Annotated in this window: 18 protein-coding genes; 7 read left to right on the forward strand and 11 right to left on the reverse strand. The window is 34.3% G+C overall.

The window, feature by feature from the left end:
- Window positions 1-6: 6 nt before the first annotated feature.
- Genes mrdA through QL232_RS19925 form a run of 4 tightly spaced genes read right to left on the reverse strand, consistent with a single transcriptional unit; the run spans window position 7 to window position 5,564 of the window.
- Window positions 7-1,965 carry a penicillin-binding protein 2 gene (mrdA, locus tag QL232_RS19910; RefSeq protein WP_281615512.1) on the reverse strand — a complete coding sequence of 653 codons (1,959 nt, stop codon included), beginning with the start codon at window positions 1,963-1,965 and terminating at the stop codon, window positions 7-9.
- Between the two features lie 22 nt (window positions 1,966-1,987).
- Window positions 1,988-3,022: a VWA domain-containing protein gene (locus QL232_RS19915; protein WP_168883668.1), complete on the reverse strand. Its 1,035-nt coding sequence runs from the start codon at window positions 3,020-3,022 to the stop codon at window positions 1,988-1,990.
- Between the two features lie 43 nt (window positions 3,023-3,065).
- Entirely contained in the window at window positions 3,066-4,670 is a 1,605-nt protein-coding gene (locus tag QL232_RS19920) for a DUF1444 family protein (RefSeq protein WP_281615513.1), read from the reverse strand.
- A 21-nt stretch (window positions 4,671-4,691) separates the two neighbouring features.
- Window positions 4,692-5,564 carry a DUF58 domain-containing protein gene (locus tag QL232_RS19925; RefSeq protein WP_168883666.1) on the reverse strand — a complete coding sequence of 291 codons (873 nt, stop codon included), beginning with the start codon at window positions 5,562-5,564 and terminating at the stop codon, window positions 4,692-4,694.
- Window positions 5,565-5,719: 155 nt separating this feature from the next.
- On the opposite strand from QL232_RS19925, the gene QL232_RS19930 reads away from it, so the two are divergent.
- The 3 genes from QL232_RS19930 (at window position 5,720) to QL232_RS19940 (ending at window position 8,901) form a co-directional block, all read left to right on the forward strand.
- Complete coding sequence (locus QL232_RS19930) at window positions 5,720-6,094, forward strand: DUF4296 domain-containing protein (RefSeq protein ID WP_168883665.1); 375 nt, start codon at window positions 5,720-5,722, stop codon at window positions 6,092-6,094.
- Window positions 6,095-6,252: 158 nt separating this feature from the next.
- Entirely contained in the window at window positions 6,253-8,451 is a 2,199-nt protein-coding gene (locus tag QL232_RS19935) for a radical SAM protein (RefSeq protein ID WP_281615514.1), read from the forward strand.
- Between the two features lie 153 nt (window positions 8,452-8,604).
- Window positions 8,605-8,901, forward strand: a complete 297-nt coding sequence (locus tag QL232_RS19940) for a hypothetical protein (RefSeq protein ID WP_168883663.1) — start codon at window positions 8,605-8,607, stop codon at window positions 8,899-8,901.
- 67 nt (window positions 8,902-8,968) lie between these two features.
- On the opposite strand, the gene QL232_RS19945 is transcribed toward QL232_RS19940, so the two are convergent.
- Both QL232_RS19945 and nhaD read right to left on the reverse strand, forming a co-directional pair.
- Window positions 8,969-9,589, reverse strand: coding sequence for a hypothetical protein (locus QL232_RS19945; protein WP_281615515.1), 621 nt, complete (start codon window positions 9,587-9,589; stop codon window positions 8,969-8,971).
- Window positions 9,590-9,778: 189 nt separating this feature from the next.
- Window positions 9,779-11,113, reverse strand: a complete 1,335-nt coding sequence (nhaD, locus tag QL232_RS19950; RefSeq protein WP_281615516.1) for a sodium:proton antiporter NhaD — start codon at window positions 11,111-11,113, stop codon at window positions 9,779-9,781.
- A 214-nt stretch (window positions 11,114-11,327) separates the two neighbouring features.
- Between nhaD and QL232_RS19955 the strand changes: the two genes are divergently transcribed.
- Complete coding sequence (locus QL232_RS19955; RefSeq protein ID WP_281615517.1) at window positions 11,328-11,951, forward strand: CatA-like O-acetyltransferase; 624 nt, start codon at window positions 11,328-11,330, stop codon at window positions 11,949-11,951.
- Window positions 11,952-11,999: 48 nt separating this feature from the next.
- On the opposite strand, the gene mgtE is transcribed toward QL232_RS19955, so the two are convergent.
- Complete coding sequence (mgtE, locus tag QL232_RS19960) at window positions 12,000-13,397, reverse strand: magnesium transporter (RefSeq protein ID WP_168883660.1); 1,398 nt, start codon at window positions 13,395-13,397, stop codon at window positions 12,000-12,002.
- 297 nt (window positions 13,398-13,694) lie between these two features.
- Between mgtE and QL232_RS19965 the strand changes: the two genes are divergently transcribed.
- From QL232_RS19965 to QL232_RS19975, 3 genes are all read left to right on the forward strand, one after another.
- Complete coding sequence (locus tag QL232_RS19965; RefSeq protein ID WP_168883659.1) at window positions 13,695-14,285, forward strand: riboflavin synthase; 591 nt, start codon at window positions 13,695-13,697, stop codon at window positions 14,283-14,285.
- Between the two features lies 1 nt (window position 14,286).
- Window positions 14,287-14,988, forward strand: coding sequence for a LytTR family DNA-binding domain-containing protein (locus QL232_RS19970; RefSeq protein WP_168883658.1), 702 nt, complete (start codon window positions 14,287-14,289; stop codon window positions 14,986-14,988).
- 147 nt (window positions 14,989-15,135) lie between these two features.
- Window positions 15,136-15,258, forward strand: a complete 123-nt coding sequence (locus QL232_RS19975; protein ID WP_281615518.1) for a hypothetical protein — start codon at window positions 15,136-15,138, stop codon at window positions 15,256-15,258.
- A 21-nt stretch (window positions 15,259-15,279) separates the two neighbouring features.
- On the opposite strand, the gene QL232_RS19980 is transcribed toward QL232_RS19975, so the two are convergent.
- From QL232_RS19980 to QL232_RS19995, 4 genes are all read right to left on the reverse strand, one after another.
- Complete coding sequence (locus QL232_RS19980) at window positions 15,280-16,020, reverse strand: hypothetical protein (RefSeq protein ID WP_281615519.1); 741 nt, start codon at window positions 16,018-16,020, stop codon at window positions 15,280-15,282.
- A 58-nt stretch (window positions 16,021-16,078) separates the two neighbouring features.
- On the reverse strand, window positions 16,079-17,071 hold the full coding sequence (locus QL232_RS19985; RefSeq protein WP_281615520.1) for an alpha/beta hydrolase: 993 nt from the start codon (window positions 17,069-17,071) through the stop codon (window positions 16,079-16,081).
- Window positions 17,072-17,189: 118 nt separating this feature from the next.
- A complete protein-coding gene (locus tag QL232_RS19990) occupies window positions 17,190-18,140 on the reverse strand; it encodes a response regulator transcription factor (RefSeq protein WP_281615521.1) in 951 nt (316 codons plus the stop codon).
- Between the two features lie 151 nt (window positions 18,141-18,291).
- Window positions 18,292-19,896, reverse strand: coding sequence for a fumarate hydratase (locus tag QL232_RS19995; protein WP_168883654.1), 1,605 nt, complete (start codon window positions 19,894-19,896; stop codon window positions 18,292-18,294).
- Window positions 19,897-20,374: the final 478 nt, after the last annotated feature.

A 20,374-nucleotide genomic window follows, 5' to 3' on the forward strand; every position in this document is an offset into this window, starting at 1 on the left:
TTTTATTTATTCATCTGTCGATGTTGTTACTCGGATGGAATCTTGTTGGGCTGCTTGCTTAGCTCTCTTCGCTTGAAGTTCTTTCATTCTGGCTTTTTGCTTTTCTCTACGTTCTTTCAACAACCTTTCTTTCTCTTTTCTTGCTTCTTCTTTAGCAATTAGGTCTCCGTTGTAAACATATTTTTCAAGATAAGGACGTTTTACTTCACCGTTTACGTACTTCTCCATCATTAAACTTGCAATAGGTGCAGCCCATGTACCACCAAAACCTGCATTCTCTACATATACAGCAATGGCAATTTGAGGTTTATCAAGTGGAGCAAAACCCATAAAAATAGAATGGTCTTCTCCATGAGGGTTTTGAGCAGTACCTGTTTTACCACAAATGACAAGATCATTACTGAATGCTCTTCGAGCGGTACCTATTCTTGGTACTTCAGACATAGCCCTTGCAATATGATCCACATATTCAGGTTTTACATCTACTTGATGCTTCACTTTATATTGTTGTAGTGGTCCTTCACCACCAATATCTTTAATGATATGAGGCGTATAATAATGTCCTCTATTAGCGATAATTGCTCCTAAATTAGCTAATTGGATAGGCATAGCTAATACCTCTCCTTGACCAATACTAATGGAGTGAATTGTACTGATTTTCCATCCTCCACCTTTATAAATTCTATCATAAAGGTTTGAACTAGGTACTAAACCACCTTTTTCATAAGGCATATCTACACCAAGCTTCACACCAAGACCATATCCTTTTACCTCTTCCCTCCATGTATCTAGAGTTTGTCTTAATACATCTGAAGTCTCGTACCGCTTACCTTCATCATCCAACAAACGACGAATTTCTTGATAATACCAAGGGTTACAAGAGTTGATAATTGACCCTGCCACATTCAAAGGTGTTTTGTGATCATGGCAACCTACCAATCGTTTATTACAACTGAAGTAAGTGGTAAGCGTATCAATTGCTCCTTTTTGTAGACCGATTAATGCCATCACAGTTTTGAAAGTAGATCCCGGAGGATACCTAGATTGCATAGCACGGTTAAAAAGTGGTTTATTTTTATCTCTTGAGAGACCACCATAATTCTTAGAAACTCTTTTTCCTTCACCCGTTAACTGGTTTGGATCGTATGATGGAGCAGAAATCATGGCTAAGATTTCACCTGTATTAGGATCTAGTGCTACAACAGCACCTTTTTTATTCACCATCAAGTCTTCCCCATACTTTTGTAAATCAAGATCGATGGATGAAGTTAAAGTAGCTCCTACTCTTGGGATAGTATCAAATTTACCATCTTCAAAAGATCCTTTGGTCACCCCTTTAACGTTTTTCATGATGTAACTTACACCACGCTGTCCTCTAAGTTCTTCTTCGTAAAATTTTTCTACACCACTTTTACCGATAAGGTCACCACTCTGGTAATACCCTGCAGTATCACGATCTAAAAATGCTTTTGATACCTCTTTCACATATCCTAATGCATTTGCTAAACTCTGATGTGGATATGATCGAATGGTTCTCGCTTGAATACTTAAACCTTTAAAGCGAATAATTTTATCTTGTATCTTGGCATATTCTGTTTCCGTCAGCTGCTTTTTTAGTACTGAAGGTTTATACCAAGAATAATATTTCGATTTTTTGATATTATACCTTAACTCCTCCATAGTGTAGTCTAGCATTCCTGCTAATACTACAGAATCCTCTTCTTCTATTTTAAAGTATTTGGGTACAATCATCACATCGAAAACGGCAGCATTTGAAGCCAATAGTTTTCCATTACGGTCGTAGATCATACCTCTTAAAGGATATTCTACCACTCGTTCTACTATGTTTGCTTCAGCTCTTGTCTTATAATTTGTACTAAATACCTGAATGTTTAATAAAACAACCGCATAAGTAATGAATAAGATTGAAAAGCCTGCAATGATATGCCAACGTCTTGATTCCATGTTTTCCTAGTCCCTTCTTTTCTTAGTCTTCCAATGCGTTTGTCATAAATGTACTTTTCAGTGCCATCCACATTAAGAAGAATATCAGTCCCCAAATCAAATAATATTGGTAGAAATCTTTTGTGTCCTTGTATCTTGTTTCTTTGATTTCAGCCTTTTCGTAATTATCAATTCTATCAAAGATTTTTGCTAAGGCTTTATTATTTGTAGCTCTAAAATACTTTCCTTTACCAATTTTCGCAATTTCTCTCAGTGCTGTTTCATCAAGATGTTGCTCAATATATTTTGGTCTACCGAACATATCAGTACCATATGGTACTCTACCTTCTTTACCTACACCAATTGTATATACTTTTACTCCATAGCCATATGCTAATTCTGCAGCCGTCTTCGGGTCAATACTTCCTGCAGTATTCTCACCATCTGATAATAAAATGGCTACTTTTGATTTAGCATCAGACTCTGACATTCTATTAATGGCTACACCTAGTGCAAGACCAATAGCAGTACCATTTTTATCGATCATATTAAAATCGATGTCCTTTACTAAGTTTTTTAGTAAGGTATAATCGGTAGTTAAAGGCGCATAAGAAATCGCTTCTCCAGAGAAAATAACTAAACCTATTCTGTCTTGTACCCTGCCATCAATAAATTTTGCTGCAACTTTTTTTGCTGCTTCTAATCTATTAGGGACAAAGTCTTCGATTTTCATGGAATGGGAAATATCCAATATCAACATGATATCGATACCTTCAGTCCATTGTTCTACTTGCTCATTTGTCTTTTGCGGTCTAGCCAATGCTATCAACATTAAAGCTATCGCTAATGATAAAATAAATGGAGGAATAAATCGTAAAAGTGTACTCCAATCTGCCTTTAGCCTACCTTCTGGTAAAGCTACATCGAGTTTTTGGCGTACTCTATATCGAAGCAACCATCTCAATAAGAATAGAAATGGAACACCTGCAATTAGATAGAGGTAGAACGGATTTTCCCAATCAAAACCCTTTAGTGTGGAAGGTAAAAACCAATCTAATGATAATATATTTTCGTACATAATTTACTGTACTAGCTAAATCGTTTCTTTTATAATCATTTTATTAAGGAGCAACTACATTTACTTCTTTACATTCGGCTCCTTCAAAAGTAAATAGAAGATTCGTGATTGGAGCGTTCCCATAACTGTCATCTAGATACGTTGTATGAACGAGTTTTTGGAATAACTTCAATTGTTCTTCTGTAGAGTTGGCATCTGTTAGATACATCACTGTTCGTCTCGGAATAGCAACAATGATCTTATATGCTCCCATTTTTTTCTGGGCTTCTAAAAGAAAATCTGTATCCAGAATCTTTTCAGCAGAGAAGTCATTACCTGAAGCAGTATAAAATCCAGGACCTGACTCGAAAGGCACTTTTATCTCCTTCAAATTTGCCATCGCTTGTTTGTAAATAGCATCTTCAGATACCTTTTCTTTTTTAAGATCATCTTTAGTGTAGAACATAAATTGTTCTCCTAAATCATAACCAAAAGCAATTAATGGTAATGGAGCCTTTGAAGATATTGGAAAGTTCTTGAAAATACTGAAATCTTTTCCTACCCAATCACTAGTCTTTAATAATGGGTAGATTTCTTTTGATGATTTCGTATTCTCTACTTTTTGTTTAATATCTGCTGGTAGTGTCTTAATTTCTTGGGATACATTTCCACTTAGGCTACTACTATCAGTAGTTCCATTTTGTGATACTTCAGTCACTGCAAAAACTACATCTTCATGATGGCTTTCTTTTTCAAAATCATCTTCAAGAAGAATAAAAGTTTTATCTTTTTCATTAGCTAAAGCATAAGCAAAACCCTTATTAGCAATATTCTGTAATTTCTTCAGTACAGGTTTAGCTTCTTCTGCTCCACTGCCCGAGTAAATCACTCTATCTAAAAGTTTAAGTTGCTCTTCTAACTTTTTTGAAACTAATACTTTTCCTATCTCTTTAGAAGTTAATGCCTGAATCTCTAAGTTAGTGGCTGCTGCTAAGTATCCTTTCCAAAGTGCTACAGCATCTTCCGTTTCACTACTACTTAATTCTTTTCCTAAGTAAGATTTATAAGAAGAGATAAATGTATCGTAAGCCTTCTGTACTTTTTTCTTTCTCCAGTGTTCTCTAATTTTCCCACCAAATCCAAATACTACTATCAGAGCTATAGCGAAGATAATACCAATGAAAATCATTAGGTAAGGATAATTGAATTCGCGTTGAACTTCTACATAATTCACATCTGCAATTACTTTTGCAGTATCGGGAAGCACTTGAATTAAGTCTTTAAAAAAGACGCCATCTAAATGAGCAAAAAGAGAATCTGTAGTCCCATTTTCCGCAATTAAAACTGGCAAGCCTAATTCATAAACAGAATCAATTTCGTAGGTAGCCAAAGTATAGATCACACAGTCTATACTAACATTGTTTACACTTCGTGTTGGAAAAAATTCCTTATTCAATAATTCGAAGGGTGTGAAGTTATAAGTAGAATCTACAAATAGTACTTCATCATCAGCATTATGCTCATATCTAAGAGTATATTTAATCTCTTCTCCAAGCATAATACTGTCAGTACTAAACCTACCATAAGGTAACTCCTGCTCATCTTGAGCAACTACGAAGTTTGTAATTAGAAATAAAAGTGTAAAAAATATATTGAATGTCTTCTTCATTGTATCTAGATACTAGAATCTTTATCTTTTTACTCTGTTTCTTACTTTAAACAACTTGATCAATTTAGGGACATAGTCTTCTGCTGCATTGACAAAAACATAGTTACCTCCGTTTCTTCGAACAAGGTCACTAAGTTCCAATCTGTTTTGTGCATAAAACTTATCCAATTTGTCTCTAAACTGTTTTGATGATGTATTTACCCAAATCGTTTTTCCAGCTTCTTTATCATACAAAGGAGCAATACCAATACGAGGGAAAGACGTTTCTCTATCATCCCCAACATGTACCACCACAAGATCATGCTTTCGGCATAAAGCTTTTAAGTGACGCTCATAATTTTCATCTACAAAATCGGAGATCACTATAATGATACTCTTTCTTTTGATCATTGATAAAGTTTGCCCTAAGGCTTTATTGATATTGGTTTTAGGTGATTTCGGTTTCAATCTAAATAATTCACCAATCAATTGATAGGCATGCTTATTCCCTTTATTGGGTTTCACATATCTTTCCTTATCATCAGAGAAGCACAATAGACCAACAGAACTTGCTTCTTTTAATGCCGACATCGCCAACACTCCTGCAATTTCTTTCGTTACATCTATTTTTTTTCTTTGAGGCTTACCAATGTCTTGAGAAGCACTGACATCCACCACAAAAAATACGTTTTGCTCTTTCTCTTCTTTGAATGTTTTCACAAAGGTTCCATGCCCTTTTGCAGTCACATTCCAATCTATATGTCTAATGTCATCTCCGTATTGATACAGGCGGACATCATCAAATTCTAAACCTGAGCCTTTAAATACAGAATGAAAATCCCCTTGCATATGCGAGTTGATCGCTTTTCTAATACGGATTTCATATTTTCTTAACTTCTTGAGTAATTCTTTCATTCCTTTAATTTTAGACTTACTTAGTTACCAAATTTACTTCAACCTTATCGTTGTGAACAACTTGAAAGCTCATTTAACACTATTTAACCACATTTTTTACTACTAGTAACGTTATTAGATTCGAGGTTTTAATGTCTTTAGGTATTTTTGTCACTATGAAAAGATTATTGAATGTACTTGCGTTAGCAATTTTACTTGTAAGCTGTGGTCCTAAAAAAGGTCCAGAAGCACCTGCAGATCTTTTATCAAAAGATGTGATGATCAATGTTTTGGTCGATTTATACAAAGCAGAGGCAACAGTTTCTACGCAACACCTTCCAAAGGATGAAGCAATGAACGCTTATGCTAAATTAGAAGGTAGTATTTATACCAAAAACAATGTAGATTCAACAGTCTTTAATAGAAGTTACGATTTCTATTTGAAAAGCAGAGTTGATGAAGCTGCAGAAATCCAAAAAGCTGTAGTAGATAAACTGAAGTTTGAGAAAGAAGATTTATCAGCAGCAAAAGCATCACAGGATCTAAAATAAAAGTACCTGTTATTAAGATATTGAAGCATCTCTCCCCAGAGATGCTTTTTTTATGCCTATTCATAACAATCTTTTCTATCGAAGGTTAACAAAATACGAGATAGTTAACTGATTACTGTATTTTTGCAGTCACAATCATCCGTAAGTTTTCAAAATACATGAGTACCATCAAAACATTATTAATTACCCCTCCATTAACACAGCTGAATACACCTTATCCAGCAACAGCTTATTTGAAGGGATTTTTAAGAGAAAAAAATATTAGTGCAGATCAAGTAGACCTTGGTTTAGAACTAGTATTAAAAATTTTCAGTGTTGATGGATTAACAGCAATTTTTGATCAGGCTGAAGAAGTAATCGAAGAAGCAAACGATAATGCTCAGCGTATTTTTATGTTACAGGATGATTACTTGGAAACCATACATCCAGTTATCCAATTTTTACAAAATAAAGACAATACCTTAGCACATAGTATTTGTCAAGATAGCTTCTTGCCTAGAGCATCAAGGTTCAAACATGTACAGAATGTTGACTGGACTTTTGGTACTATGGGGATCAATGACAAAGCGAGATACCTTGCTACTCTTTATTTAGAAGATCTTGGTGATTTTATCATTGAAACCATCACGGAAGATTTTGGCTTTAGTAGATATGCTGAAAGAATTGCTATGTCAGCAACAAGCTTTACCCCAATCGATGATGCATTACATGAACCAATGCATTTACTTGATGAATGGCTATTAGAAATTCTGGATAAAAAACTACAAAACTCTCAACCAGATTTAGTCGCTTTTACAGTACCATTCCCAGGGAACCTATATGGAGGACTAAAATGTGGTAAGTATATAAAGGAAAATTACCCTGAAATAAACATAGCAATGGGTGGTGGTTATCCTAATACTGAATTGCGTTCATTACAAGATCCAAGAGTATTTCAATATTTGGACTTTATCACATTAGATGATGGAGAAGGCCCACTTCTAAATCTACTTAAGTATTTAGAAGGAAAAATCTCTTCCAAGCAGCTCCAAAGAACCTACATGCTTAATGAAGAAGGAGATGTTCATTTTATTGATCAAAAAGTACAGGATGTAATTACACACTCTGAAGTTGGCACACCAGATTATAGTGACTTATTATTAGACCAATACCTTTCGGTAATTGATGTCGCGAATCCTATGCATCGTTTATGGAATGATGGAAGATGGAATAAGCTCACTGTTGCTCATGGCTGTTACTGGAAAAAATGTACTTTCTGTGATATCTCTTTAGACTATATCGGAAGATATGATCCTGCTCCAGCCAAAATGATTGTTGACCGTATTGAACAAATTGTTAATGAAACAGGACAAACTGGTTTTCATTTTGTTGACGAAGCTGCTCCTCCATTAGCACTAAGAGATATTGCTATTGAGATTATCCGAAGAGGAACAAAAATTACATGGTGGGGTAATATACGTTTTGAAAAAACATTTACTCCCGACCTATGTACATTGCTAGCGGCATCAGGATGTGTAGCTGTTTCAGGTGGTATAGAAGTGGCATCCGATCGTCTTCTGGAATTGATGAAAAAAGGAGTAACTATCAAACAAGCAGCACAAGTAACAAAAGCTTTTAGTGCTGCAGGTATTATGGTTCATGCTTATTTGATGTATGGCTTTCCTACTCAAAACACACAAGAAACTATCGACTCATTAGAAGTTGTAAGACAATTATTCGCCAACCATTGTTTACAATCAGGTTTCTGGCACCGTTTTGCAATGACTGCACATGCACCTGTAGGTTTAAATCCTGATGACTATAAAGTAGAACAAGAAGAGTTCAAATTTGAAGGGTTCGCATGGAATGATATTCCTCACAAGGATCCTACAGGAGCCAACCATGAACGCTTTGGTGAAGGACTAAGAACTTCCATCTTCAATTATATGCATGGTTTAGAACTGGACTTACCTGTTCAACAATGGTTCGATTTCTCTACTTCGTCAACAACTCTGTCTCCAACACTAATTGAAGAAGCACTTACTGAAAATACAAAAAGTGACGACCAATTAGTAAAACACTCTGTATTATGGTTGGGAAAATCTCCTATGGTAGAGATAGACGAAGAGGACCAATGGGGAAAACTTATCTTTATTAATAAGAAAGAAGACCTTGAAATTGAAACTTCAGATATTCTTGCAGACTGGGTGGCCGGTATGATGGATTCTTTCAGTATCTATAGCGATGATCCTTATTCAAAAATCGAAACGATTAAAGAAGATTTCGAAAATGAGACAGGTTTAGACTTTAGTGAATTAATTGAGAGTGAACTGTGGCAAATATTAAGAGAAAATGGGCTCTTAATCGTGAGAATTTAAGTGTTAAAAAAGGTGTGCTCAGTGTTGTTAAAATAAGTTCCAAAATTGTTAATTTGTTAACTTCTATTAGCGAAAACAGGGTAACGTTTTAGGTGTTTTAAGGGTATATATAATTGAAAGTTAAATCAATAAAACCTTTAAAAAATCAACTACATGAAAAAGAAAATCATTGCTATCGCACTTATTATTGCTGGAGTTAATTTCGCTGCAAATGCTGATAATCCACAAAAAAATATTCGTAAAAATTATAAAACAACAACATTAGCACAACGCGATACAAAGTTAAGCATTGAACATGAAGATGATGCTATTACTAAAAAGCGTAAAGGTGCATATTATATTCAAAACCAGGCAGGTGTTAATACATTAGCTGAAGCTGGAAATACTAATCCTGGTAAAACTATTCAACAAGCTCCTGCTAAGTATCCTTACATGAAATGGAGCAAATAGTTTAGCGTTTAAATAAGTTTTAGAAATATATTAAAGCCCTACGGATGAACATCTGTAGGGCTTTTTCTTATTCGTTAGATACCATATAAGGATTTAAGATATAACCTGCTTCTCCTGTTATCAATTCATATTTTACAGTACGAACTCCTCCGGTTGGATGAGCATTACTATCTTTTTCTTTGTATACAGGATAAGTGCGGATAATATCTTTTCGAGTAAATTCAACTTCATCATGTCCCATATATCCCTCAGATAATTCGTCATTTTCTGAAACCGAGGGAACGTAGATTTTACTGTAACTATTATCTCTGTTAGATGACACTCCAATAAGTTTTACATAGGCACCAGATCCTGGAGTTCTTTGCGATATGTAAAGCTCTTCATAACCATCATCATTGAGATCCATTACATTAAATTGTTCTATAGGATCGGTTTGATCAATGTTGATAATATCATTTGAATTCGGAAAGTTCATTCCTTGAATTGAAATGTTACTCACACTGTTAGTAACTCTCTCTTCGGTTAATGTGAACAACATTCCTGATTTTGTCTCTATTGAATGATTAACAATGGTTGAAGTGTAATCTCCAGAAGAGTTATTCACACTCGTATCTTTTTCATTTTTCTCATTGGTTCTACAACTTGTTGTAAATAAGAATAGTAAGGTAATTATCAACAATGTTCGCATAGCAGTAAATTATGTGGATAAATGAAATTAAGTAAATAAATCAATAATTTTTAGGAATAAGGGTAAAATTCGGGAAATATCAAGAAAACAAAAGTTACCAACATTGTTTGTTGATAACTTTTGTTTTCTGTGCATAAAGCACAAAAATATACATATAAGTTATTCACAAAAAAACACCAATCATGTTTATTACATGAACAGCATTTCTAAATAGAATAATGCAATACCACCTAAATAACCTAATGTGGCTACCCAAGCGATATTTTTGAAATACCAAGTAAAACTGATACGTTCCATTCCCATAGCTGCAACACCTGCGGCAGAACCAATGATTAAAATCGATCCTCCTGTTCCTGATGCATAAGCTAACATTTCCCAAAACTTACCATCAACTACAAAATTGGCTAATTCGCCAGTTGATCCAGCTTCAGCAATTGGATACATTCCCATAAATGCTGCAACAATTGGAACGTTATCTACGATTGCCGATAGCACACCAATTAATGTATTCTGGAAATAAATATCAGTAAAATGTTCTTGCATAAAACCAGCCATTACATTTAAATGACCTGCAGAACTTAATGCTCCTACAGCTAATAGAATACCCATTAAAAATAGTACCGTTGGCATATCAATCTTTTTTAAGATTCTACCAACATTCAATAGACGTTTATCTTCTGCTGTTTTAGAGTGTAACTTAAAATCTGTCATAAACCACATCACTCCCAAACCTAATAGCATCCCTATAAATGGAGGCAAATGTGTATATGATTTAATCACCGGTACGGCCATTAAAGCACAAAGACCTGCTGTTAAAACAATAATTCTATCTTTTAAAGGAATAAAAGCTTTTGTCTCATCATCCGACATATCTGGAGGATCTATTTCTCCTTTAAGCTTTAACATTAAAACTCCCAATGGAACCAACATCGCTACTAAGGAAGGCATAAATATTTCTTCCATAATTTTTAAGGCTGTGATTTGCCCACCAATCCAAAGCATAATCGTCGTAACATCACCAATTGGTGACCAAGCACCACCCGCATTGGCTGATATCACTACCATACTGGCAAAAAACCATCTAGTTTCTTTGTCTTTAACTAGTTTATTCAGAACGGCTACGATGACAATTGTTGTGGTTAAGTTATCCAACGCTGCGGATAAGAAAAATGTCATTAAGGAGATAATGGCCAACAATTTTGGTTTATTTGTTACTCGGATTCTGTTGGTAATAATTCGAAAACCTTGGTATTCATCAATTACTTCAACAATTGTCATTGCTCCCATCAAGAAGAAAACGATGGAAGCCATCTCCGACAAATGTTCTGTCAATTCATGATGAACAATAAAGTTGATAATGGATTCATGTCCTTTTGCATGGCCTGCTTCTAACCAATGTTTCCATGACTCGCTATGTCCAAGGGCTAATATTTCGTCAGCACCAATTGCATACAGTGCCCACAACCCGGCACCCATTATTAAAGCGGTCGCTGCTTTGTTGATATGAACGTTATGTTCTAACACAATCAGTATATACCCGAAAATAAAAACTTCGAGCATTAGGTAGTACATCATCTGAAAAAATTTAGGTAATAGTAATTCGCTACGAAAATAGAAGGATGATCGATGAAGTACTAATTTTGCTCAAAAAATGTTAATCATTACTAATAATAAATCAAATTTTGCATGTACTTCTTCTTATTATGCAAAAGAGGATAAACTGATTTTCGGAGAGTAAATGAAAGAACAAAATATAGATCAATGGAAAAGAAAAGAACAATACCTTTTCTTTAAAGATTATTTGAACCCTAATTTTTCATTGACAGCGAATGTTTGTATCGATGGGCTGATCCATCAAAAGAAACAAAACAATGCATCGCTACATCATTTATATCACTTTTATATGCTTAAAGTGATGAATGAAATAGAAGAATTTAGATATAGAATCATCAACGATAAAGTATATTATTTTGATGAAGTATATGGTGGGACTACAATATTAAAAGAAGATAAAACCTTTACATTCTGCTACCTTGATTGGTATCCTGATTTTGATCGTTTTACCGCCAATGCAAAAAAAGCTATTGATGCTATTAAAAAAGGGAATGCTTTTGAGTTAAAAGAAAACGATTATCCCATTATTCATTGTACAACAATACCATGGGTTGCATTTACAAATATGAGTAACCCTTTGAAGGATAGCGATGCAGAATTTGGCATTCCGAAAGTTACTTTTGGAAAAATCTTTCAACAAGAAGGAAAAAATATGCTTCCTATATGTGTACAAGCTCATCACTCTTTAGTTGATGGATATCATATGGGACAGTTTTTTGATCGAATGGAAAAATATTGTTCTGTATAATTAAAAATAGCATTACCATTGAGAGGGTAATGCTATTTTTAAATAATATCAATGTAACAAAAATGTTGTGGCAAGACTGAAGTAAATTAAAAGACCTGTAACATCTACAATAGTGGTGATCGCCGGACTTGCAACGACAGCGGGGTCTCCTCCAAATTTTCGAACAATAAGCGGTAACCCAGCTCCTATCAACGAAGAAGTAACTACTTGTATTGCTAAAGCAAGACAGATAATAAAAGCTACATAAGCGAGTGATAGACCATCAGGTAAAACCGTATCGAATGATAATAAAGAAACCTTGATATAAGCTATTGCAGAAAGACAAATGGATAATAACATCGATATCCTTACTTCTTTAAAAGTAATTTTTGCCCAATCTTTAGTGGTGACTTCTCCTAAAGATAATGCCCGAATAACCACTGTTGCCGCCTGACTACCCGCGTTACCTCCAGTATCAGCAAGCATAGGCATATATAAAGCTAATATCACCATCTTATCCAATGCTTCTTCAAAGTGATGAAGGATCAGTCCAGAAATCATTCCCATAATGGCCAATGAAACCAACCAAATGACCCTTTTTTTAAAATGCTTGACGACAGGTAAATCTAGATAACTTTCATCCTCATCTTCTTCTGCATTAGGTTGAATACCCATCAGACGTTCCATATCCTCAGTTTGCTCGGCAACGATAACATCCATTGCATCATCATGTCGAACAATACCAACTAGTTTACGGTCTGAATTGATAATAGGAAGTGCTAATAGATTATATTTTTCAATCATTTTAGCTACATTCTCTCTATCCTCATGAACATCAGCTGCGACAAAATCAACATGAATAAGATCTTCAATTTTATCTTGTAAATCGGCTATGATCAGGTCTTTTAGAGTCACAAAACCCAGCAATACTTTTTCGTTGTCTACTACATAAGCATAATAGATCATTTTCTTACCTGGTGAGTCGACCTTAATTTTATCTACAGCCTCTCTTACAGTCATCCAGTTTCGAACTGTAGCAAAGTCTGTCGTCATGATACCCCCAGCAGAATCTGCTTCGTATCCGCTAAGTTCTATTACATTACTTCTTACCTTTTTGTTGATATAGGGCAATAAGGCCGACTGCTCATCGACTTCCAGCCTCTGATAAAAATCCGCTCGTTCATCAGAACGCATGTCTTCAAAAACTTTTGAAAAAGATCTTTTATCTAGAGTATTAAATATAAAATATTGAAGGTCATGAGAAAGCTCTCCAAAGATTTGTGCTTTTTCCTTTTTAGAAAATAAAGAGAAGACAGTAACCATATGGTCTTCATCTACTTTTTCAAGGATCTCTACAATTTCAATGGTAGGTAGTTTTTCTAAAACACCACTTAGTGCATCCCATTCTCCTTGGTCTATGAGTCCTTTTACAATTTCATATCTCTGTTCACTGTTTGTAACCGTCATGTTTTAATTGATGAGATAATATAATTGGTTTAATAAAGCGTATTGAGGGTAAGATAAGAACTAATTTGTAGTTCCCCTTCAATTAAATGTGAATAGAATATTATGTCCATCACACCTCTAAAAAGTCAGCAATCATTTCGTAAAATTATCCTATTTGACAACTCGACATGAAAGGTAATTTTGAAAGAAATGAAAAAAGAAAATTAGAAAAGGAATGGAATACTTCAAAAGTAAAATATCTCTGATAAAATTTGACTAAATTGTCTCCCAATAATCATCAAACCCTTAATAATTAAAATGTTTACAGGTATAATAGAAGACTTGGGAACTATCATCAAAATAGAGAAAGACCAAGAAAATACGATTTTTACTGTTGAATCCTCAATATCCAAAGAACTAAAAATAGATCAAAGTTTAGCACACAACGGTGTTTGTCTTACTGTCACTCATATTGAAGGTGATCAACACCAAGTGGTTGCCATCCATGAAACTTTACAAAAGACAAATTTAGGAGATTGGAAAGAAGGAGATGTCGTTAATTTAGAACGTAGCATGCCATCTCATGGTAGATTTGATGGACATATTGTACAAGGACATGTGGACCAAATTGGTGAGTGTGTAAATGTACAAGATGAGCAAGGAAGCTGGAGATTTACTTTCCAATACGATCCTTCAACGAAAAACTTTACGGTAGAGAAAGGTTCTGTTTGTGTTAATGGAGCAAGCCTTACTGTTGTAGATGATGCAAAAGGACAATTTAGCGTAGCTATTATTCCTTATACTTTTGAACACACAAACTTCCATAAAATTCAAAAAGGGACAAAAGTAAACTTAGAATTTGATATATTAGGAAAATACATTCAAAAGTTAAAAACCTTAGATCTTTAATATGGTCGATTTAAAATGTGTTATTGTAGACGATGAAGAGGTATCTCGTATGGTTGTACGAGACTTTGTAAAACGTACCGAAGGGTTAGAACTTGCCGGTGAGTTTGACAATGCTGTATCTGCATATGAAGTTCTCAAAAACACTGCCGTCGATTTATTATTTTTAGATATTGAGATGCCTCAAATGACAGGAATCGAGCTGGTACAATCTTTAGAAAAACTACCTCAGGTAATTCTAATTACAGGTCGACGTGATTTTGGAGCAGAAGCTTATGAATACAATTTGACAGACTATTTGATCAAGCCAATTACCTACCCTCGTTTTCTAAAAGCGGTAGAAAAGGCCAAACAGTCTATCGAAAATAGTGATCAAAGTTTAGTAGATAAAAGTAGTGATGATACATTATTTGTAAAAGCAGATAACAAAATTGTAAAGCTATCTTTAGGCGATATCTTTTTTGTTGAAGCTCTTTCAGATTACATGTTAATCAATACAAAGGATCGAAAGTATGTGATCCACTCTACTATGAAAGCATTAGAAAAAAAGTTTCCTGATAATTTTATTCGAGTTCATCGCTCTTATATCGTTAATCTGGAAAAAGTAAATACAATAGAGGATATGCAAATTGTGATGCCTCAAAAAGAAATTCCGATTGGTAATAGCTACAAAAGTAATTTCCTTTCAAAACTGAATTTCTTGTAAAAAAAGCCTTGACAGTTAATTAATTGTCAAGGCTTTTTTAAATATTTAGAAGTTGCGGAAGTTTTATTTCCGTATCATTTTAGATCTTTACTCCGTCATTAATTCTTAAAAATATTCAAAGTCTCATCAATCTAATTTCACTTATTCATGAATAAAATTAACAAGTACATTATTGGAGTTGTTGTAGGTGTAGTCACTTACATTTTCCTTACTGAATATTGGGAGGCTTTCAAGGCAAAAGTGGTGGATTTGACATCAAGTTTATTATAACGCAAAAATGAAAATCTAGAGTTAAAATTTAAACCTGATATTGATACCTGTATAAATATCAAATAATGCTTCTCCTCTAATTTTTTTCTCATAAAATCCTGAGAGTTGGTAATTGTTTCCTAAATCAATTCCACCTTCCACTTTGTAGTAAATCACAACATCATCAAAATTCCACACCCATCGATTGTCTAATGCTACATTGATCCATTTATCATCGTATTGATATTTCAATGCAGGTTCAAAACGAACAAATGCAGGAGCTACCGTATTTTCTATAGCTTGAATTGTAGGAATATAGGCTCTCCATTGATTAGATAAAGTAAGATTATTACCAATTAATTTCCACCCATAAGTAATCATAGGTTCTACAGTATAATGACCAAATAATCCAGATAAATCTGAGTTTCCTGTAGGAAAGTGCATTTTCAAACATGCATTCATACCTAAAAAATCACCATTACTCGCGGGAAGGATTTTTCTTGTGTAAGAGATATTCATATCACCTGGAGAATAGATTTTTCTACCTTCTTCTGTGTATTGGGTGCCTATTAGTTCCACCAATAAATGGCTGTTGTCTTTGAAAGTTATCCCTCCTTTTAAAATAAAGTAAGTTGCCTGATGAGTAGAATTGAAATTATAATATTCTTTATGCAGACTTATAGATGTAAGCCTTGTCTTTGATTGAAGATGATCTTCCTGTCCATATGCTGATACTATATGTAGTACAAGAAAAAGCATAAAAAGAGAAACGCGATGAATCATAATAAATCGATTAAGTAGTAAATGTTGGGGGTAGTATTCTCCCCCCTTTTTTAGTGATCTATATTGTTGGTTCTACTACTCTTTTTATAAAATTGAGTAACCTCGTTTCCACAGGAATTCGTCGAGCATCACCAGACATAGACGTGGCCCCTGCCGGGTAAAAGTGCCCAAAACCGGGTACCCAAGCAAACTCATATTCCACACCTGTTTTCTGATAATGTTCTATCATTAATGGATTGGCAATTCTTGCCCCTGTAAGGTCTGTCTGTGCTAAAAATTGAAGAATTGGAGGATAATTTTCTCCTGCCTTTATATTGTCAAGCTCAAAAACAATCGGTGCACCTGATAATAAAAATACTGCAGCAACTGGCTCTTTTAATCCATAAGCTACATTCCATGAAGTAACCGCCCCTGCAGAAAAACCTCCAATAATAATCTTGTTCTTATCTACAAATAATTCCTCCGCATTTTGTTTTACATATTGAACCGCACTTTGCAAATCTTCGGCAGCTGCTAATACAGCATCGGATTGTATTTTTATATGTGATGGATTGTTTGGATCTAATGGAGGTAAGTTCATATCTGCTCTTACTTGCGATGCTCTATCCATCATTAATTTAATACCATCTCTATTTAAAAGAGTATTCTCGTTAATACCTTTAAGGTGAGGAATTGGTAAATCTGGCGTAACTCTATAATTGATAGCAAAGCATACATATCCTTCTTGTGCTAATCGCTTACAATATTCTTCCGGAGAAGTATCTTGTTGTCCATCAATTTCATAACGTTCATGAGGTGTTCCTCTTTGAAATGCTCCCCCATAAGTAAAAAATACTGCTGGGCGTTGCTTATGATCTGAAGTGATAGGCTTATAAATATTCATCAATAGATCAACAGAAGTAGGTTGACCATCTTTAAGAATTAAACCTTCTCCATATTTTATGTTTCTTTCTATCTCAACTTCATATTTATCATTAGCATAAACGACATCATTAAATAATAGTACGCTTGAGAATAACACTACAGTTAAATAATAAATCACTTTCTTCATAATTATTGTTTTTTATTGTTATTGAAGACCTTTGTTTCTAATCACAACACAAAACTAAATATGAAAGCTGCTTAACGCATTATACTATTCCGTCTTAATATATAGCAAAAACGTCAAATCAATTGATACTATTAGGACTTTCCCCAAAGTGATCTTTAAAAATTTTAGAAAAATGGCTAGGAGAACTATAACCTAATTGGTAAGAGACTTCAGTGATTGTAAAAAGACCTTGCTCTAACATTTGTTTCCCTTGTTCCAACTTCATTCTTTTTCTATAGGAGTTCATAGACTCTCCAAAATGGGATTTAAATAATCGTTGAAGTTTGCGCTCACCAATAGCATACTTTTGGGTTATTTCTTGAATCGTCATTTCATTCTCATGGTCTTGTAGTAACAAATTACCGACCTCTAAAACTACTTGAAGATCTTGTTGGTAAATCTTATTGACTCTCCCTTCTTTATTTTCGCTGATTCTTTTTAAAGACCAAAGAATTAAAGTCTCCAAGTTTTGATGAAATAGACTTTTATCTAAAGGTGTTTCAATATCAAGTTCTACGAACTGCTTTATCAAGTTTCTTATTTCTAAAGAATGTGAAGCCTGAAATAACCATCTCTGATCACTCAAGTAATGTTCATATAATCCTTTTGGAAACTGATATCTTTCACAGATTTCATTCAATTTATTTTTATGAATAAATAAATGATACTGATGTATATTAAGGTATGCTGGGTAATATTGATTGAATCGATAATCTTCATCAAAGAACAGAAGTTTCTGCTGAGCCCAATCTTTACTTTGGGGATTATAGGTTAATAAAGGTGAGTGTATCAAAAAGTAAAGTGATAAATAATTCTCTTGCTTATCGATACTTCTTGTAAGGAACATATCTTCATAAATCACAAACTTCTCTTCCTGAAAAATTAAACCATTGTTTAACTCTACTTGCTTTATAAATCCTCGACCATAATTAGAAGGAAAAAATAAAGTATTGTTACTTATAGATGCTTCCATTTGATCACTTAGTCCCTCAAGGAAGTTTGTAATAGAGTTAATATTTATATTCAGCATGATATAATTTATTGATTACAATAAATTTAGAGGATGTTTCTTAAATAGAACGAAAAATTTTGATCAAAAAAATCCCTCACAACTTAAGTCATGAGGGATTATATTGAAATCTATTGAGATAAACAGCATGGCTGTTCTTATCTACATTAAATTAAAGTTCCGCAAAGAAATCATTTCCTTTATCATCAACAATGATGAATGCAGGGAAGTTTTCGATTTCAATCTTACGAACTGCTTCCATTCCTAAATCTTCGAAATCAACCAATTCAACCGATTTGATATTTTCTTTCGCAAGAATTGCAGCAGGACCACCGATAGATCCTAAGTAGAATCCACCATGTTCGTTACAAGCATCTGTAACTTGTTGCGAACGGTTACCTTTAGCTAACATAATCATAGAACCGCGTTTAGCTTGGAAAGGTCCAACGTAAGGGTCCATTCTACCTGCAGTAGTTGGTCCGAATGATCCTGAAGGCATTCCTTCTGGAGTCTTCGCAGGGCCTGCATAGTAAATTGGGTGATTTTTGAAGTACTCAGGCATTTCCTCACCGTTATCTAACATCTGCTTGATACGAGCATGAGCAATATCACGAGCAACAATCAATGTACCTTTCAAATTCAAACGAGTTTTGATAGGATACTTCGTTAACTCTGCTAATACTTCTTCCATTGGACGGTTCAAGTCGATTTCTACAGGATTATCCATTTGTGATTCTTCTGTAGGAATTAAACGACGAGGGTTTCTTTCTAATTCTTCTAACCAAATACCATCCTCATTGATTTTTGCTTTGATGTTACGGTCAGCTGAACAAGAAACACCAATACCAACAGGACAAGAAGCGGCGTGACGAGGTAAACGAACTACTTTTACATCATGTGTGAAGTATTTACCACCGAATTGTGCACCAATTAAACTTTCCTGACAGATCTTTTGGATTTTTTCTTCCCATTCAACATCACGGAAAGCTTGACCTCCCATATTACCTTCTGTTGGTAAATGGTCATAGTAACCTGCTGATGCTTTCTTTACAGTAGCCATATTTGCTTCAGCAGAAGTACCACCTACTACAAATGCCAAGTGATATGGAGGACATGCTGCAGTACCAATAGACTTTAGCTTTTCTTTTACGAAAGCTGTTAAGCTCTCTTCGTTTAGTAAAGCCTTAGTTTGTTGGTATAAGAATGTTTTGTTGGCAGAACCACCACCTTTAGCCATGAACAAGAACTCATACGAGTTACCTTGCTCAGAGTAAATATCAATTTGTGCAGGAAGGTTCGTACCTGTATTTTTTTCCTCAGTCATGGTTAATGGAACCACTTGTGAGTATCTTAAATTTCTTGATTGGTATGTTTCATAGATACCTTTTGATAAAGCTTCAGCATCATTAGAACCAGTAATTACACCTTCACCTTTTTTAGCCATTACGATAGCAGTACCTGTATCTTGGCAAGATGGCAGTTGACCTTCTGCTGCAACTGCTGCATTTTCTAATAATGTACGAGCAACGAAACGATCGTTGTCTGATGCTTCAGGATCATCTAAGATTTTAGCAACTTTTTCTAAGTGGGCGGTACGAAGGTAGAATGAAACATCTGCCATCGCTTCTTTAGAAAGTAACTCCAATCCTTTTGGATCTACTTTTAAAAATTTACGTCCGTCTACTTCGATAGTTGATACATAATCCTTTGTAAGTAATCTATACTTCGTTGTGTCTTTCTTTATTGGGAAAGGCTTTTGATAGAAAAAATCGCTCATAATTTTTCAGAGATTTATAATAATTCCGTGTTCAGTTTGTTTGATTCGTGCTAATAGTATGAACCAAGCCCCGCAAAAATACATAACACCTTGCTAGTCATCAGTGAGATAAGTCATACTTGTTAAATACATTTTAATGATTCTAATAAAAAATTGTGATAATACTACTGTAATTGCTTTAAAAATGAAGATGAAGTAAAAAAATAAGCGTGAAAAGAACATTTTTTCACTTTATGTTATGCATGCATAATATTTTTACATATATTTGAAAAAGAATGTTATGCTTGCATACATTTTAAATGAATAATCACTTCTGTAATACGATTTGTATTTAGTGATTAGATGAACCGATCATCCAATAAACAATACACATAATTGTAAATCATGTAAGGGATGATCACATATTCACTTACTACTTAAATAGAAAGTCTAATGTGATCATTCCACTTTGAATTACATCCAATAACAACACTAAACA

The sequence above is a fragment of the Flammeovirga sp. SubArs3 genome (assembly GCF_947387565.1).
GTDB classification, from domain to species: Bacteria; Bacteroidota; Bacteroidia; order Cytophagales; family Flammeovirgaceae; genus Flammeovirga; species Flammeovirga agarivorans.